The 16,585-nt window shown below is 49.1% G+C and carries 12 protein-coding genes; 3 read left to right on the plus strand and 9 right to left on the minus strand.

Features of this window, described 5'->3' with window-relative positions:
- Positions 1-243: 243 nt before the first annotated feature.
- A complete protein-coding gene (locus AAC022_RS20325; protein ID WP_339733929.1) occupies positions 244-1,494 on the plus strand; it encodes an MFS transporter in 1,251 nt (416 codons plus the stop codon).
- Positions 1,495-1,515: 21 nt separating this feature from the next.
- Here the strand turns inward: AAC022_RS20325 and AAC022_RS20330 are convergent, their stop codons facing one another.
- Positions 1,516-1,782: a hypothetical protein gene (locus tag AAC022_RS20330; RefSeq protein ID WP_339733930.1), complete on the minus strand. Its 267-nt coding sequence runs from the start codon at positions 1,780-1,782 to the stop codon at positions 1,516-1,518.
- A 533-nt stretch (positions 1,783-2,315) separates the two neighbouring features.
- On the opposite strand from AAC022_RS20330, the gene AAC022_RS20335 reads away from it, so the two are divergent.
- A complete protein-coding gene (locus tag AAC022_RS20335) occupies positions 2,316-3,356 on the plus strand; it encodes a fatty acid desaturase (protein WP_339733931.1) in 1,041 nt (346 codons plus the stop codon).
- 132 nt (positions 3,357-3,488) lie between these two features.
- Here AAC022_RS20335 and gcvT read toward each other — a convergent pair whose 3' ends face one another.
- The 6 genes from gcvT to AAC022_RS20365 form a co-directional block, all read right to left on the minus strand.
- Positions 3,489-4,586 (minus strand): glycine cleavage system aminomethyltransferase GcvT, encoded by a 1,098-nt coding sequence (gene gcvT, locus AAC022_RS20340; RefSeq protein ID WP_339733932.1) that lies wholly within the window; start codon positions 4,584-4,586, stop codon positions 3,489-3,491.
- Positions 4,587-4,820: 234 nt separating this feature from the next.
- Complete coding sequence (locus tag AAC022_RS20345) at positions 4,821-5,582, minus strand: succinate dehydrogenase/fumarate reductase iron-sulfur subunit (protein ID WP_339733933.1); 762 nt, start codon at positions 5,580-5,582, stop codon at positions 4,821-4,823.
- The gene (locus tag AAC022_RS20350; RefSeq protein WP_339733934.1) at positions 5,582-7,513 is read right to left on the minus strand and encodes a fumarate reductase/succinate dehydrogenase flavoprotein subunit; all 1,932 of its coding nucleotides are present in this window, start codon (positions 7,511-7,513) and stop codon (positions 5,582-5,584) included. Before AAC022_RS20350 ends, AAC022_RS20345 begins: the two co-directional genes overlap by 1 nt.
- Before the next feature lie 75 nt (positions 7,514-7,588).
- The gene (locus AAC022_RS20355; RefSeq protein WP_339733935.1) at positions 7,589-8,332 is read right to left on the minus strand and encodes a succinate dehydrogenase cytochrome b subunit; all 744 of its coding nucleotides are present in this window, start codon (positions 8,330-8,332) and stop codon (positions 7,589-7,591) included.
- 387 nt (positions 8,333-8,719) lie between these two features.
- Positions 8,720-11,011, minus strand: coding sequence for a ribonuclease R (gene rnr, locus AAC022_RS20360; RefSeq protein WP_339733936.1), 2,292 nt, complete (start codon positions 11,009-11,011; stop codon positions 8,720-8,722).
- A 4-nt stretch (positions 11,012-11,015) separates the two neighbouring features.
- Positions 11,016-11,987, minus strand: coding sequence for an HD domain-containing protein (locus tag AAC022_RS20365; protein WP_339733937.1), 972 nt, complete (start codon positions 11,985-11,987; stop codon positions 11,016-11,018).
- 478 nt (positions 11,988-12,465) lie between these two features.
- Between AAC022_RS20365 and AAC022_RS20370 the strand changes: the two genes are divergently transcribed.
- Entirely contained in the window at positions 12,466-14,220 is a 1,755-nt protein-coding gene (locus tag AAC022_RS20370; RefSeq protein ID WP_339733938.1) for a proline--tRNA ligase, read from the plus strand.
- Positions 14,221-14,322: 102 nt separating this feature from the next.
- On the opposite strand, the gene AAC022_RS20375 is transcribed toward AAC022_RS20370, so the two are convergent.
- Both AAC022_RS20375 and AAC022_RS20380 read right to left on the minus strand, forming a co-directional pair.
- Entirely contained in the window at positions 14,323-14,991 is a 669-nt protein-coding gene (locus tag AAC022_RS20375) for a DUF1080 domain-containing protein (protein ID WP_339733939.1), read from the minus strand.
- Between the two features lie 108 nt (positions 14,992-15,099).
- The gene (locus AAC022_RS20380; protein WP_339733940.1) at positions 15,100-16,566 is read right to left on the minus strand and encodes a sulfatase; all 1,467 of its coding nucleotides are present in this window, start codon (positions 16,564-16,566) and stop codon (positions 15,100-15,102) included.
- Positions 16,567-16,585 lie beyond the last annotated feature (19 nt).

Genomic DNA, 16,585 nt, shown 5'->3' on the forward strand with positions numbered 1-16,585 from the left:
AAGAATGACCCGCCGCAGGATGAAAGTCGCTGCTCGTCTGAGGTCACGAACTTAGATGCCACTGCTGGTGTCTACCAATTGCCCCCCTTTTCAAGCATCCTGAATAGATACGAGGGGCATGCTACTTTTCTCTCCTGTTCAGGCTTCCTGAATCTAAGATGTGAGCAGAAAAGAGTTTGAGTTCCAACAAATACAGTGCTCTTAAATCCGGCAATCAATCACAGTTTGAATTAAAATCATCAAATGTCTATTACCCCCGTCGTTCCCACGAATGAAGAGGAACCCATTTACAATCGGCTGTTTTGGCTCTGCTATCTGGCAAACGTACTTTTAGTAACCGCGAATGCCCTGACGTTTCGTTTTGCCGATTTAATCACTGACCTGGGGGGAACCGAAGAACTCGTTGGTGATATTGTCAGCTGTGGCGTCTTCGTCGCGTTGATTGCCCGCTTCTTCCTTGGACAGGGTATTGACCGCTATGGCGTCAGGCGACTCTGGGCCATTTCCGCGATCATTTTTGTAATCGGTGCTGGCGGAATGGCGTTCTGCCAGTCATTGGGCTGGGAAATATTTGCGCTAAGAACATTTTTTGCGACAGGCATCGCCGGCATGTTTACCTGCTCGGTCGTGCATATTCAGCAAAAAGTCCCCCATCACCGCAGAACCGAAGTCATCGGCAGCCTGGGCAGCAGTGGCTTTGTCGGAATGATTCTGGGGACACAGGCCAGTGACTGGATGTTGAACTGGTTTCCACCTGGAATTGACCAGTTCTATGCGTTGTTCGGTATCCCTGCCATCCTGGGCGTATTTTACTTTTTCATCGTGCTTGCTGTGACACGCAATGACGTCCATCGCAGGCCCAAAGTGACGCCAGCCGCACACCAGTTATTGTTCCGCTACTGGCCAGGACAAGTCGTGGTCATCGCCATCATGATGGGACTCAGCTTTACCGTAGTCAGCGTGTTCTTAACTCGCTTTGTGACACAACGGGATCTGGGCGGCATCGGAACATTCTTTGCCGGATATGCCGCCTCTGCCTTTGTTATTCGCATCCTGACACGACGCTGGGGTGAGACCGTTGGACGAAATAAAATGATTACCATGGGTCTGATGGGACATGCTGTCGGTCATCTCATTCTGCCTTCCATCACTCGAGAATGGCAATTAATTGGCCCTTCGATCCTGTGCGGCTTTGGGCACGCCCTGCTCTTTCCCGCAGTCGTTTCGCTGGGAACGGAATCATTCCCCAAGCATTACCGTGGCACAGGGACCACGATCGTGCTCGGCTTCTTTGATGCCGGAGCCATCATTTTTGCTCCGATCCTGGGAAGCATTATCGATCACTGGGGGATTGTGGCCATGTTCTACACATCAGCAGCCTTCATGACCTTAACCGCGACCGTCTACACGGTCACGGCAAACCACAGTCTCAGTAAAGATATCGCAGCCACACCGGAAGAGCTTTGCGTCACTCTAGAAGAAGCCGTCGACTGACCAGAAGACTGCTACAACGGATTACTGAATCGCTCCCGACTCAATATCCTGAACCACTTCAGCCAGGATCGCTGGATCCGCTGATTTGAGGACGTGAGCAATACGAGTTGGTGGCACATTCAGCCGTTCCATTAGTTCTTGCGCCCGCTCCCAGAGCTTTTCTTTTTTCTTACCTTCTGTCAAAAACAGATTGGTACAGAGTTCGGAAAGCTTTTGCTGATCAATGGATTCGCGGTTATCATAATAGCGTTTGATCACATCTTTCTGGTAATTTGAAAAATCTGCCATCGGAAAGGCTTCACTCCTGAGCTCAATTCAAAAAAAACATCTATACAACGGGGTGCATCCCTGTTGAACTGGGATAATGCTGATTTTTATCGGTATGAAAGGTCAAAGGTTTGACTAGAATTTAGGCTCTGACCTGACTATTAAAAAGAAAATTTGATATTGGGCTTCTATCAAATAAAATGAATATTAACAGCGGAAACTGATGATTCACCAACTAAGAAAGATTATTGTGAGATTTTATGCTAGTTGTATACTCCCAGATCAATGCAATTTTCGTAAAATACCCTTTCACACATTGCTCCTGAATCGTCATAATCAAAAAAATAATGCCATCATGAGCGTGAGATCACAAGACATGATGCAGTAATCAACCCAAATGGCCGAATTTTCTGATTAGTTGACTCACCGCTTTTCAGTGAGTACCATTTTATCTAGTTTAAGTTGTATCTACAGTAACGCATAAGTGTTACTCATAACTGGTTAAATAAAATATTAGAAAAAGTGCTGGTAGTTTATTAAGCCCGGAGCGAAACGTGTCTGTCACACAATTCACTGAAGAAGAGTTGAAGGATCTGGAAGAAAAAACGACCATTCCCCGTTTTTTGTTCTTACCATTGGGAGCAGTTGGACTTTGGTGCTTAGCCGTTTACTGGCCTAGCAATGCCATTGGCTGGCAAGCCTTTTGGACTTTATTTACGTCCTATTGCCTGTTCTGCTGGACCAGTTGCTTTCATGAATGCTCTCACCACACACTGTCTGGGTCCAAAAATGCCAGTATCTGGCTGGGGCGCATACTAGGGACAGCGATGTTCGTGCCTTACACGATCTATCGAGAAAGCCATATTCGCCATCACGCCTACTTAAACAAACCGAGTGACTGGGAACTCTGGCCGTATTCCGATCCGAATACCTCGCTTGGTTTTCGCCGGGTTTTCATCTGGTTCGACCTGCTAATGGGCCTGTTTATGGCGCCTTTTATTTATGGTCGAATTTTCTGGAATAAAGACTCGCCACTAACCGACCCCAAACTCAGAAAAACAATCCGTTATGAATATACGGCCATGGTTTTATTCTGGGGATCTGTGATTGGCCTCTGTGCCTATTTTGGCGTCCTCTGGGGACTGGTGCGGGTCTGGTTCCTGCCACACTACCTAGCTGGAATTTATCAAAACACCCGTAAATTTACCGAGCACCTTGGAATGAGTAGCTACGACCCGATGCTCGGAACACGTACGGTTGTTGGTTCCAATATCATTACCAAGTTATGCACCTACTTTAATTTCGATATTTTTGTGCATGGTCCACACCATCGCCATCCTCGAATTGCTCACAACTTGCTTCTGCAAAAAATGGATGACTACCAGGAGAAAAACCCGGACGTCAAATACCCTGTCTTCACAAGCTACTGGGGTGCCATCATCGACATGGCTCCCTCATTCATCTTTAAGCCAGGCGTGGGAATGAATGCAGGTGGCTCGGCGCCTGCCAAAGAGAAGAAACAGATCAACAACTTCGTGCAGGATGTCGCGAAAGAAGTCCTGGCTGATAAAGATCACGTCAGCAAGACCACTTAGCCTGATCTCAGCCTGACTCAAAAAGTCTCATGAGGGCAAAGCTGCTTCATCGAGGATCACTTTCGAGTTCCTGGAATTCACTCGAAAGCGGCCGCCTCACTCAGTTGCAGGTACTGTGATCAATCTGGTTTCTTATGTGTCGCGCTTATAAAACGGAAGTTCCGTCACTTTGACAGGAAATCGTTTCCCGCGAATGTCCGCATCCAAAATCTGCCCTGGTTCAGCAAACGCCGGTTCGACATAAGCCATCCCGATTGGCATGTCGAGCGTGGGAGAAAAAGATCCTGAAGTCACCATTCCGACTTGCTGATCCCCGTTAAACAGCAGACACCCTTCACGGGCGGCCCGTTTCCCTTCCAACGTGAAACCTACACGGACTTTCCGATCTTCGCGGGCTTTTGCGGCAATCAAAGCCTCTTTGCCGATGAAGTCCGCTCCCTGTAATTTCACAGCGAAATTCAGCCCGGCTGTAAACGGATCGGTTTGCTCATCCAGCTCATGACCATATAAGGGCATCGCTGCTTCTAATCGCAGTGTATCCCGACAGCCTAACCCGGCGGGGATAAGCCCCACAGACTCTCCGTCCGCAATCAGACGTTCCCAAAGCGTCATCGCCTGCGATTGATCCAGCACCACTTCAAAGCCATCCTCGCCTGTATAGCCAGTTCGACTGACTAGTGCATCTACGCCCAAAACTTGAGTTTCCACACCGTAATAATATTTGATCTCGCTCAGCTCTGCCTCGGCCAGGGGATTTAATACTCCCAGCGATTCAGGTCCCTGCAAAGCCAGCATGAATTTTTCACATGTCCGGTCGTCAATCTGGACATCAAACCCCTGTCGCTGTTTCTCGATCCACTCCACAATTTTCAAGCGATTGGATGCGTTCACAACCAGTAGGTAAAACTCGGAAAACCGGTAGACAAGCACATCATCTAAAATTCCGCCCGTTTCATTCGTCACCAGCGAATACCGAATCTGCCCCGGCTTGAGAGACTCCACATTGTTCGTTAGCAGTCGATCCAAAAAACGACAGGCATCGGGTCCGGAAAAAAACAGCCGCCCCATATGAGCAATATCAAACAAGCCTGCTGTTTTCCGCACTGCATGGTGCTCTGTGGTAATATTGGAATACAGCAGAGGCATTTCCCAGCCAGCAAAATCGACCATACGACCACCATGGCCAACATGCCATTGATGACAGGCAGTAGATAACATTGATTCAGACACGGGAATTCTCTCTTTTATTTCTGTTGAGAACAGAATCTTTGATAGAAATAAAACGGGTTCGATTTTCTTAACGAGGCTGTTCTATTGTGGAACCTCGCCTGCCATCACGCAATCATCAGGCAGATAGAATCTAAAATTTCTAAAACTCGGCGCGCAGAAAAACTCTGCGTAAAAAAAGCGAGGCCCCTATTAGGAGACCGCGCTTTGAATATTTGAGATTGAATTCGGCTGCCCTTACTCTTTCGAGCAAAGCTTGGCACGCAAATATTCCCGATTCAAACGGGCAATATTCGAAACGGAAATTTCAGCAGGACAAGCGGCCTGACATTCTTCTGTATTCGTACAGTTTCCAAAGCCCTCCAGATCCATCTGTGCCACCATATTCTGTACTCGGGAAGCGCGTTCTGGCTCGCCTTGAGGTAGCGTGGAGAGATGTGAAACTTTAGCAGAGACAAATAACATCGCAGATGCATTTTTACAGGCAGCCACACAGGCTCCGCAGCCAATACAGGCAGCCGCATCCATGGCGGTTTCCTGGATATGCGCGGGTACTGGAATCGCGTTGGCTTCGGGTGCATTACCGGTATTCACCGAAATGAACCCACCATTTTCAATAATGCGATCAAAGGCGCTACGATCTACAACCAGGTCGCGGATGACGGGAAATGATCTGGCACGCCAGGGTTCAATCACAATCGTATCGCCGTTTTTGAAACGCCGCATATGCAACTGGCACGTCGTCGTGCCCGAATCAGGACCGTGTGCCTGACCGTTAATCATCAGACTGCACGCACCACAGATCCCTTCACGGCAGTCATGGTCAAAGGCAATCATTTCTTCGCCTTTTTCATGTAGCTGCTCGTTCAGGACATCTAGCATTTCCAGAAACGACATATGCGTGGAAATCCCGGTCAATTTGTATTCAATATAACGCCCCGAGGCATCAGGGCCAGGCTGTCGCCAAACTTTGAGCGTCAGATCCAAAGACTCGCTCATTATTTATAACTCCTCGTAGTCAGAGGTACTTCGACAAATTCCAATTGCTCACGATGTTCTACAGGATCTTTTCCGACCTCAGTAAACTCCCAAGCCGCGACATGACAGCAATTTTCATCATCACGCTTAGCTTCATTATCTGCAGTCTGATGTTCTTCTCGGAAATGACCGCCGCAGGATTCTTCCCGCACGAGAGCGTCACGCACCATTAACTCACCAAACTCCAGGAAGTCAGCCAGACGTCCCGCATGTTCCAGGTTCTGATTGAGCTGCTGTCCTTCGCCAATGACTTTAATGCTGGACCAGAACTCTTCTCGCAGGTCACGAATTTTTCCCATCGCCGTTTCCAGCCCCTGGCGTTCGCGCGACATACCACAATATTCCCACAGGATCTGTCCCAGTTCCCGATGAATACTGTCAGAAGAACGCGTGCCCTGAACCCCCAGGATTTTGGCATTCCGATCCTGAGCATCCGCCATCGCGGCTGTGAAAGCTTTATCATCCGTCGAGACAGCAGGCAGGTCGTGTGAAGCCAGAAAGTGACCTGTCGTATAAGGAGCCACAAAATAGCCGTCTGCCAGTCCCTGCATCAAAGCAGAAGCCCCCAGACGATTGGCACCATGATCAGAGAAGTTGGCCTCTCCCAGAACGAACAGGCCGGGGATCGTACTCTGTAGATGATAATCAACCCACAAGCCCCCCATCGTGTAATGCACGGCGGGATAGATTCGCATTGGAACTTGATACGGGTCTTCGCCAGTAATCTTGGCATACATGTGGAACAGGTTGCCGTACTTCGCTTCGATGACGTGTCTTCCGTCACGGGCAATCGCATCCCGAAAATCCAGGAAGACCGCCTGACCTGAAGCACCGACGCCATAACCGGCGTCACAGCGTTCTTTCGCAGCCCGAGAAGCCACATCACGCGGCACCAGGTTTCCAAACGCGGGGTAACGACGCTCCAGATAGTAATCCCGTTCGGAATCGGGAATCTCATTGCCGCGACGCTTATCCCCTGCTGCAACAGGAACCCAGACCCGACCATCATTTCGCAGACTTTCACTCATCAGCGTCAGCTTAGACTGATAATCGCCGCTGACGGGAATACATGTCGGATGGATCTGTGTGTAACAGGGATTCGCAAAGAAAGCCCCCCGTTTATGACATCGCCAGGCAGCGGTCACGTTGGAACCTTTCGCATTGGTCGAAAGATAGAAGGCATTTCCATACCCCCCCGTACACAGCAAAACACAATCTGCAGAATACTTTTCGAATTCGCCTGTGAGTAAATTCCGCACAATAATCCCGCGTGCCACACCGTCAATCACGACCAGATCCAGCATTTCCCGGCGCGGTAATAATTTAACACGCCCGAGGCCGACCTGTCGCATTAATGCACTGTAGGCCCCCAGCAGTAACTGCTGACCGGTTTGACCGCGTGCATAAAAAGTTCGTGAGACTTGTGCACCACCAAAGGAGCGGTTTGACAGTGTTCCGCCATAATCACGGGCAAACGGAACTCCCTGAGCAGCACATTGATCGATAATATTATTACTGACTTGCGCCAGGCGATGCACGTTCGCTTCGCGGCTGCGATAGTCGCCCCCTTTGACGGTATCGTAAAACAACCGCCAGATGCTGTCGCCGTCATTCGGGTAGTTCTTGGCTGCGTTGATCCCGCCTTGAGCGGCAATACTGTGAGCACGCCTCGACGAATCCTGAAAGCAGAAAGACTGCACCTCATAGCCCAACTCTGCCAGAGAGGCAGCGGCGGATGCCCCCGCTAAACCGGTTCCGACAACGATGACTTTTTTCTTCCGTTTATTCGCCGGGTTAACCAGCTTCATTTCTTTTTTGAAGCGGTCCCATTTCTGGGCCATCGGACCTTCAGGGACTCGAGAATTCAAAACCGTCGTAGCCGCTTCGGCCATGATATCAACCTTCAAAACGGAAACTGTTAAACTAAAGAATGATTTGTGACAACAAACGTACTTGAATGGCAGTCATCAATGAATGAAATATCCCCAGATCGGCAGGCTGACAAAACCGACTGCAATCACGATTGCAAACAGGATCGCCAGCTTCTTGATCCAAGGCGTGTATTTGGGGTGGTTCAAACCCAGTGATTGGAACGCACTCCAGAAACCGTGCGATACATGAAAACCAAGCACAATCGTTCCCACAATATAAATCGGAGCACTCAGACTGCTGCCCAGCACCTGCATGATGATATCGTATGGCGATGCATCCTTGTAATCCACGGTGGGATTCGCCTGCAGTTTCATATCGATCATATGCATGATCAGAAATGCCAGAATGATAGCCCCTGAAATAAACATCCAAGAACTGGTCCGCCCCATTGGAGTACGCCCAAAAAGAGATGGCGGCTCCTCAATCTTGCTTTGAGCCTGCTGATAACTGATATGACGTGCCTCGCGATTGTCACGAGTCAACTTAAATGCCAGAGCAATATGCACAAACAACAATAGAAACAACCCGGTTTCCGCGACCGGCAACAGCATCATGCTATGCAACTCGTGTGCATAGTTGTTGTAAGATTCCGCCCCCACATATACGAGCAAATTGCCCGCTAAATGCACGACCAGAAAGCTGCACAGTAAAAGCCCAGTGATCCCCATCACGAACTTCTGACCAATGGAAGAGGAGATTAATGTCATCAACCATTTCGTAGCTGACTTTCCGCCTGCTGACGGAGATGCCTGCTGTTTCTCACCCAATTTCGTCACCATAATCAAGCTCTCACCCGGTTACCCTGAGGCGATCCCGTGAACAATATTGTGATATTAAAATCTCATCTGAGCGGCCCACTCACAGCCTCTCACCACGAATAGATTTTGTATTCGAAAAGAGGGGCAGCCAGATTTATGATACTACTTAAGTTATTATATTTCTTTGCCTTGGAACATCAATCTTTACCTAATTATAAACTTGGACGCTTTTCCAAATATCAGGCATTCCAAAACAGTTCTAGAGAAAGACGGGCTATTTTCAATCGAAACATCCGAAAATCAATTCTTACCAATCAATTTGGAGGGGAATCGATACTTTTGCCTGTCCCTGTTCTCTTTACATCGGATAGACGCTGATTGATCTCCGCACCTCTTTGAGGTTTACGATTATTTTCTCTTTTTCTTCTTGCTGCGTTGTGATTTCACCTTCCGACTCTTCTTTGTCGTGTTGGATTGTGACTTTGGCGAAGACTTGGTCGACTTCTTATTGTCTTGGCGAGCAGGTCCCGTATTTCCTTTTGAGGACTTTCCCGCTTTATTTGAATTCGGCAGCCGGAAATCCAACTCCCGGCGGTCGAGGTCAATCTTCTCGACTTCAACAGTTAAGTAATCGCCTACCCGGTATTCCTGCCCCGTTCGCTCACCCACAATACTGAACTTCGCTGGATCCTGATGAAAGTAATCATGCTTCCCCAGACGACTGATATGCAACAGCCCCTCCACAGGAACATCCGTCCCCCTGCAAAACAGACCAAAGGTCTCTGCGCCTGTGATCATAGTTTTCAGAGTTTTGATGTTATTCTCGATCATCCAAGAGAGTAGTTTGACTTTCGTCAACTCACGTTCCGCCGACTCTGCCCGACGCTCACGCAAGGAAAGTTCCTGCCCCAGTTGCCTGAGCCCCTGCGGGCTTTGACCTTTCCCTTTATCCGGCCGTTCCAGAATTTCATCTATCATGCGATGAATCGTCAAATCGGGATAACGACGGATCGGACTCGTAAAGTGGCAATAATGATCAACGGCCAGAGCATAATGCCCGAACTCTTCATCTGTGTATTCTGCCTGTTTCAAGCTACGCAGCAAAGCATAATTCACAGCCTGTTCAACGGGTGTCCCGTGAACCTGCTCAATGATCTGTTGAAGATCTTTACGACTCTGTGCTTTTTTAAGCGTATACCCCAATGCGGTAACGAATTCTGCAAATGCCAACTGCCGCGGCAGCTCCGGAGAGGGGTGCACACGTCTCAAAAAACGCAGTTTCCGATCGTTAAACGCTTCCGCCACCGAAATATTGGCCGCCAGCATAAACTCTTCGATGATCTGATGACTTTCATCATGCTCGCGTTCGACGGCACCAGTCACGCGATGCTTGTCATCAAAGGTGAGTCGGACTTCGGAAAGGTGCAATTCCAACGAACCGGCTGAAAACCGACGTCTCCGCAAAATCATTGCTAAATAATGCATATTTTTCAGCAACTCACGCACTTCAGTAGAAACGTTTTCCCCTGCCTCATCTCGCCCCTGAACGATCGGCAGGACTTCTTCATAGGCAAAACGCTGCGTTACTTGAATTGCGGAATTCGCAAATTCCGTATGGACGGGAATTCCCTCGGGTGTAAACTCAATGAACGCCGACTTCGTGAACCGTACCTGCCCTTCCTGCAGACTGGCCAGTCCATTCGAGATAATTTCCGGTAACATTGGAATGACCTGGCCGGGCAGATACACGCTGGTTCCCCGCTGTTTCGCTTCGCGATCCAGGATAGAACCTTCTTTCACGAAATGCGCCACGTCTGCGATGTGCACACCTAACAGCCAGTGCCCTTTTTCGTTTTGCGTTAATGAAATCGCATCATCAAAATCACGGGCATCGGCAGGGTCGATCGTCACAATCGTCTCTTTGGTCAGGTCGCGACGATTTCCCAACTTTGTTTCATCAAACAGACTGGCCTGCTCGCGGGCCTCTTTCAGAACCTCTTCCGGAAACTCCATCGGAATTCCGAACTCATAGACGATCGAAAGCAGATCAACGCCCGGTTTCCCGTGCGGACCAAGCACCTTGGAAATGACGCCCTGCCCCAGATAATCCTTAGAGGGAAAATGCAGAATGTCGATGACAACCTTATCTTCTGCGCTTACTCCTTTAGCACCAGGGTCTCCCACATGAATTGGTGAATTGAAGATTTTGCCATCCACGTGGACATAACCTTCTCCGTTTGATTCAAAATAAGTGCCGACAAAGGTTGTCGAAGCCCGCTCGATAATCTCGACCACCCGACCGCAGATCTGGCCTCCACTACGTTGGCGGTTAATCACCGTGGCATAAACTTCGTCCCCCGTCTGGGCATCTCCCAGATCCCGTTCGGATACATAAAGATCCCCCGCGTGGCGCTGGTCGTGGGCTATATCATCGGGTTTATGATGCGGAATCAGATAACCTGCACCGGAATTGATCTTTTTAATCGTTCCCGCAATCCAACCCTCTTTCTTGACAGGGCGAATTAACCCCGAGTCAGAAACCAGAATATTCTTTTTGGAACGTAAAGCCTCTATTGCCTGCTCGAATTCTGCAGACGTGGACTTAGAGCCTCCTACTTTTTTCAGCAGCGCCTTATCACGCACAGGCGTATAACCAGGCCTGGTTACATAGTCGAGAATTTTCTTCTCAAAATCGGGCATCAACTCAGTCCTCGCTTATTCCCTTAAATAATTTTCGCTGTAAGCGGGGCGAATAAGGGGTCCAGTTTGATGTGGAATTCAAGTCGTCATCAATGAATCGAGCGAACTCATTGACTTTGGCATCCAGATTATCGAGATGATGCAAGGCCACCGCTTCAGGAGTCATCGGCAAGCGGGCACTTCCAAATTCATAGGTTCCATGATGGCTGACGATCATATGCTTCAACCGCAGCTCAGCCTCTTTGGGAAATGACTCACCCGTCATTTCCTGATATGCGTTGATTTTCTCAGTCAGCATCTCCACACCAATAATCAGGTGCCCCAGTAACTGACCTTCGTCCGTATAAACAAATTCGTTCTCGTAACCAAGCTCCCGCACTTTGCCAATATCATGCAGAAAGACACCCGCCAACAGCAGACTCATATCCGCTTTAGGATACAGGTCCGCCACACGCTGGGCTGTCTCCATCAAATTGACCACGTGCTCAATTAACCCGCCATGATAGGCATGATGTGTTTTGACGCCCGCTGGTGCTCTGCAGAATTCATCCATGAGCCCTTCATCAACCAGAAAGCACTCCATTAAAGTACGAATTTCATTATTTTCGAGGCTCAGCAGCATTTCACGAAGCTTAGTCAACAACTGCTGCACATCCTGCGGCGCTTGCGGCTGAAACTCTGTGGGGTCTAGATTTTCTGCGGAGACAGGCTCGATGTAGGTCAGGATAATTTGCAACGTTCCCTGAAACAGATGCACCTTCCCTTTCACCTGGACGTAATTTCCCGATTGAAAATGCTGCATCCGTTCTTCAAGAACATTCCACATCCGGGCATTGACGACTCCTGTACAATCTCGCAGATCGGCTGATAAAAACAGACTGGCATTTCGATTGGCACGTAACTGCTTATCAACCAACAGAAAAACCTCGTTTACCGTATCACCATCTTTCAACTGATTTATATATTGACGAGACATCTCGAGTCGGCTTTCAGAATCATTTTTAAAACGCTATTGTCGATCTAAAGTTTCGCTAAGAAACACAATAGAACGATCTTACGCCGTTCGATTCTGCTCAACAAGTCCGACACCGGTCCGTTCTGAAAGTCTCTCCCATTTGATTCCTTCCGCTTCATATTTACAGCCGGCTTGGAGTTTCCACTGGCGTTATTAAAATACAACAACACATTCTCTCACCAATACTTAGCTCGATGAGAATATTTTCCCGACAGCCTAGGCCGAACCTTTTGGATACGAATCTGTTCTGCTAGACTGTGTCCAGTTTTATTGTAGCGTCTCCAAGGCCATTTGGACCGAGTATCGATTGAGAGACGCTATGGTAAAATGCGATGCGTTCCAGAATACCCGGCCATCTGCAGGAAGGTCTCTCCGGCGACTTCATCTGAGAACCATCAAATAACGTAAACACTTTTAATCAAACACTTAAGGAAATAACGTGCGCTGGTCAAACACTCTGATTCCGACTATCAAAGAAGTTCCCGCCGATGCGGAAATTCCCAGCCATCAGCTCATGCTCCGGGCAGGGCTCATTCGCCAGTTGATGGCCGGCGCTTATACGTATCTCCCTCTCGGCTGGAAAGCCATTCAAAAAGCAGCCCAGATTATCCGGGAAGAAATGAATGCCGCCGACGCCGCAGAACTTCACATGCCGGCCCTCCAACCCCTGGGACTGTTTGAACGAACGCAGCGTAAAGAAGCCTTTGGCTCCGTATTAATTCAATTCGATGTTCCCCGTGGTAATCGCCTGATCCCCATGGCTCTGGGCCCGACTCATGAAGAAGTCGTTACCGATTTAATGAGTCATTGCATCAGCAGCTACAAACAACTCCCTTTGACCGTATATCAGATTCAGACCAAGTTCCGGAATGAAGAGCGGCCCCGCTTCGGCGTATTACGCACGAGCGAATTTCTGATGAAAGACGCCTACAGCTTTAGTTCCTCAGTTGAACAACTGGATGAAATCTATGACCGCATGTATCGGGCCTACTGCCGGATTTTCGCACGTTGCGGGTTGAAATACCTTCCCGTAGAAGCGGAAAGCGGCCCGATTGGCGGCGATGCCTCTCATGAATTCATGATACCCGCCGACAACGGCGAAGATTCGATCGTATACTGCGAAGCATCTGGCTATGCCGCCAATATGGAACGCGCGGATACCGGCCGCACGGCACCAGAAATCAAAACATCGGCGAATGCCGGGGCGCTGGAGAAAAAAGCGACTCCCGAAGCCACCAGCATCGATCAAGTCAGCACGTTTCTGGGATGTGCGCCTGCCCAGATGATCAAAACTTTGATCTACCTGGCTGATGAATCGCCTGTGGCTGTGCTGATTCGCGGCGACCACGAAGCCAATGAAGGCAAGATCCGCCGGGCATTGAATGCGACCTCGGTCGAAATGGCGGACGACAAAACCGTTCAAGAGGTCACCGGTGCTCCCACCGGATTCGCCGGCCCTGTCGGAATCAAATGCAAGATCATCGCCGACCATGACATTCCAGTGATTGAAAACGCTATCACCGGCGCAAACGAAGCCGACACCCACCTCTTGAATGTCAATGTCGGTCGAGACTATCAACTGGATACCACCTATGATCTGCGTAACGCTGAAGCTGGCGACCCCTGTCCCAAGAGTGGAGAGCCACTGACCATCGTGCATGGCATCGAAGTCGGTCACGTCTTCAAGCTCGGAACCAAATACACTGAAGCCCTTGGTGCTAATTTTCTGGATGAAAAAGAAAAACGACATCCGATTATCATGGGCTGTTATGGGATCGGCGTAAACCGGATTGTCGCTGGTCTGGCAGAAACACGCCACGATGAGAAGGGCCTGATCTGGCCACTCTCGATTGCCCCTTACGAAGTCCTTGTGATTCCGCTTAACACCAAGGACGAGGAAGTCATGCAGACAGCAGAACGCTATTACAGCGAGCTCAAAGCGGCCGGCGTGGACGTGTTGTTTGATGATCGCAATGCCCGTGCGGGAGTCAAATTCAACGATGCTGACCTGATTGGAATTCCCTATCGCGTGGTCATCGGCGGCAAAGGGCTCAAGAATGGCGAGATCGAAACCAAATGGCGTACGGCGGAAAATGCAGAAATGATCGCCCTCGATGCCGGTATTACACCGATCCTGAAAGCATTGGAAGCAAAGAAGCAGGAAGAATATCAGGCAGCCAACGTCCCTGAATAAGACCGTCTTACTGAAGACTAAGACCTCAATAAAGACAGCCGGCAGAGAACGATTCTCTGCCGGCTGTCTTTTTGCATTCCGCAATCGATTAGATCAAATCGATTACTTCAGTTCTTTGATCCGAATATCTTTCCAGGCAACAGAATAAGGGCCGGTTCCCTTTTTGATTCCGTGAACCTGCAGACCGATGAAACCTTTGGGATGCGTTTTATTAATCGCTTCATCTGTCAGGTCTGAAACTTCATGACCGTTGATCCAGGTTTGGATTCGCGATCCATTGGCAACGACACGAAACTTGTTCCACTCCCCATCTTTTAAATATTTGTGCGGCTTACGAATGTCATCTGGTGTCAACCAGCCACGTCCGGTCGCTTCACCATAAATATAACCAGCTTCCGCACCATTGGCGCCACTGGCTTCAATTTCTACCTGGGGACCATTCACAGATTGCTCGCCTTCTTTTTTCCGGCTGCGAATCTGCACACCTGAGTTCAACTTGTCGTGAACTTTGACTTCAAACTCAAGTTCAAAATTTCTATATTTTTTCTTGGTACACAAAAAGGTGTTACGGCTGCCTTCCTTAGTCGTCCCTTCAATCGTGCCATCGACCACTTTATAGGTGGCTGTTCCGTTCTTCACTTCCCAACCATTAAGGTTCTTGCCATTAAACAGTTTTACCCAGCCAGACTTCTCTCCAGCTTGCAGGCTGCCCGTCAGACAAATAGCGGCCAGAACGGCCATACTGATTCCTAATACGCGCTTTCGTGTCATGTTTTCTCTCCAAAAAAGTCTCAGTGTTGTTATTTAGATCTAAAGCAGATCCGCCATCTTAACAAAGCGGAAGTTACATATCGAGCAGCCACCAGTGAATCCAGTTCACTACGGGACCAGAATCGGCCCCGGTGCATTAATCGTCGTCGCCTGTTTTGCATCGCCGGGCATTTCACGGTGTGCAAACTCAGGTGGCTCCGGCTCACCTGGTCGTTGGTTCCGATCCAAAGTCGGATTCTTTGGAACGGTATCACCCGTTTCAGCAGTCCACTGATCCAAAACTTTCCTCAGCCTGGATAGGTCGGCAGCATACTCAGTTTTTGCTGCCAGATTGTGAAACTGATGTGGGTCTTCTGTGACCAGATAGAGTTCTTCCGCCGGTCGAGGCTTCAAAAAGACATCGCGCTGAAACTCATTCAGTTTGTCCGCTCCGAAGCGCTGCCAGAGTACTTCACCGGAAGGAAAGTCAATCGATTCGACACAGAGATTTCGCTGTTCCGGCCATGCATTACGAATGTAAAGCAAATCCCCCGAGCGAACCATGCGTTCGTGGGCTTTAAAAACGTGCCAGTTATGTTCGGCAAATGCATAATCACGTACTTTCACAGTTGGTTGCTTGAGCACACTCTGAAAGCTGACTCCCTGAATCCGCGGGTCAGGTGGTACTCCCGCCAAATCCAGAAACGTCGGGCCAATATCAATCGAGCTAACAAGACTATTGGTGACGGTCCCCGGTTTGACTGCAGCAGGCCAGCGCACCATCAGTGGTGTTTTGATGCCACTGTCATAGAGTCTGGTTTTGCAGCGAGGAAAAGGACGACCATTATCAGCGAAAAACAGAACCAAAGTATTGTCGGCAATTCCCTGTGCATCGAGTTCGTCGAGAATTTTCCCGGTAAAGAAATCAATGCGGCTGATTTCATCGTAGTATTGTGCAAGATCCTTGCGTGTTTCCGGTGCATCTATCAGATAAGGGGGCACCACAACATCTTCTGGTTTGTGTGGCTGATACTCTTTCGACGCTTGCCACGCTCGGTGTGCATCCACCGAAGCAAACCAGCAAAAAAATGGTTTGTCTTTCGGACGTTGTTTGAGAATGGGAACCCAGTCTGCTTCTCGTCCCGGCCCCTTTCCCTTCGAAACATGATCAAAGGCGGTCAACGCATATTTCCCCATGTGCTGCTTGCCCGAAATGACCGTGTAATAGCCGGCATCACGTAACAATTGGGGAAATAAAACCTGTTCTTCAGGCAGCGGCGTGTGCAATTCAGGAGCACCGGTATTATGTGGATAACGACCTGTGATCACACTACAACGACTCGGACTGCAACTGCTGGTGGTGAGATACGCATTATCGAACCGCAGCCCCTCTTTTGCCAGACGATCCAGATGGGGCGTTCGTATGGTTGGATGCCCATAACATCCCAGATCATTCCAGGAAACATCATCGGCAAAAATCATAATGATATTGGGACGGCCTGAGGCGGGTTTACTCGCTGCATCGCTCCCTGAAGTCATCAAAACAACGCAGGCAAGACACAGAAGCCAGTTCCACAAACGCAATTGAACATGCATTAGGCACGCTACCTCATTT

The sequence above is a fragment of the uncultured Gimesia sp. genome, assembly GCF_963976445.1.
In the GTDB taxonomy this organism is placed as follows: domain Bacteria; phylum Planctomycetota; class Planctomycetia; order Planctomycetales; family Planctomycetaceae; genus Gimesia.

What these genes read in the sequence shown, in the direction of transcription:
- AAC022_RS20325 (WP_339733929.1), top strand. Translation starts at nt 244, where the DNA reads ATGTCTATTACCCCCGTCGTTCCCACGAATGAAGAGGAACCCATTTAC.
- AAC022_RS20355 (WP_339733935.1), bottom strand. Translation starts at nt 8,332, where the DNA reads ATGGTGACGAAATTGGGTGAGAAACAGCAGGCATCTCCGTCAGCAGGC.
- AAC022_RS20375 (WP_339733939.1), bottom strand. Translation starts at nt 14,991, where the DNA reads ATGACACGAAAGCGCGTATTAGGAATCAGTATGGCCGTTCTGGCCGCT.
- AAC022_RS20380 (WP_339733940.1), bottom strand. Translation starts at nt 16,566, where the DNA reads ATGCATGTTCAATTGCGTTTGTGGAACTGGCTTCTGTGTCTTGCCTGC.
- AAC022_RS20350 (WP_339733934.1), bottom strand. Translation starts at nt 7,513, where the DNA reads ATGGCCGAAGCGGCTACGACGGTTTTGAATTCTCGAGTCCCTGAAGGT.
- AAC022_RS20365 (WP_339733937.1), bottom strand. Translation starts at nt 11,987, where the DNA reads ATGTCTCGTCAATATATAAATCAGTTGAAAGATGGTGATACGGTAAAC.
- AAC022_RS20345 (WP_339733933.1), bottom strand. Translation starts at nt 5,582, where the DNA reads ATGAGCGAGTCTTTGGATCTGACGCTCAAAGTTTGGCGACAGCCTGGC.
- rnr (WP_339733936.1), bottom strand. Translation starts at nt 11,011, where the DNA reads ATGCCCGATTTTGAGAAGAAAATTCTCGACTATGTAACCAGGCCTGGT.
- AAC022_RS20330 (WP_339733930.1), bottom strand. Translation starts at nt 1,782, where the DNA reads ATGGCAGATTTTTCAAATTACCAGAAAGATGTGATCAAACGCTATTAT.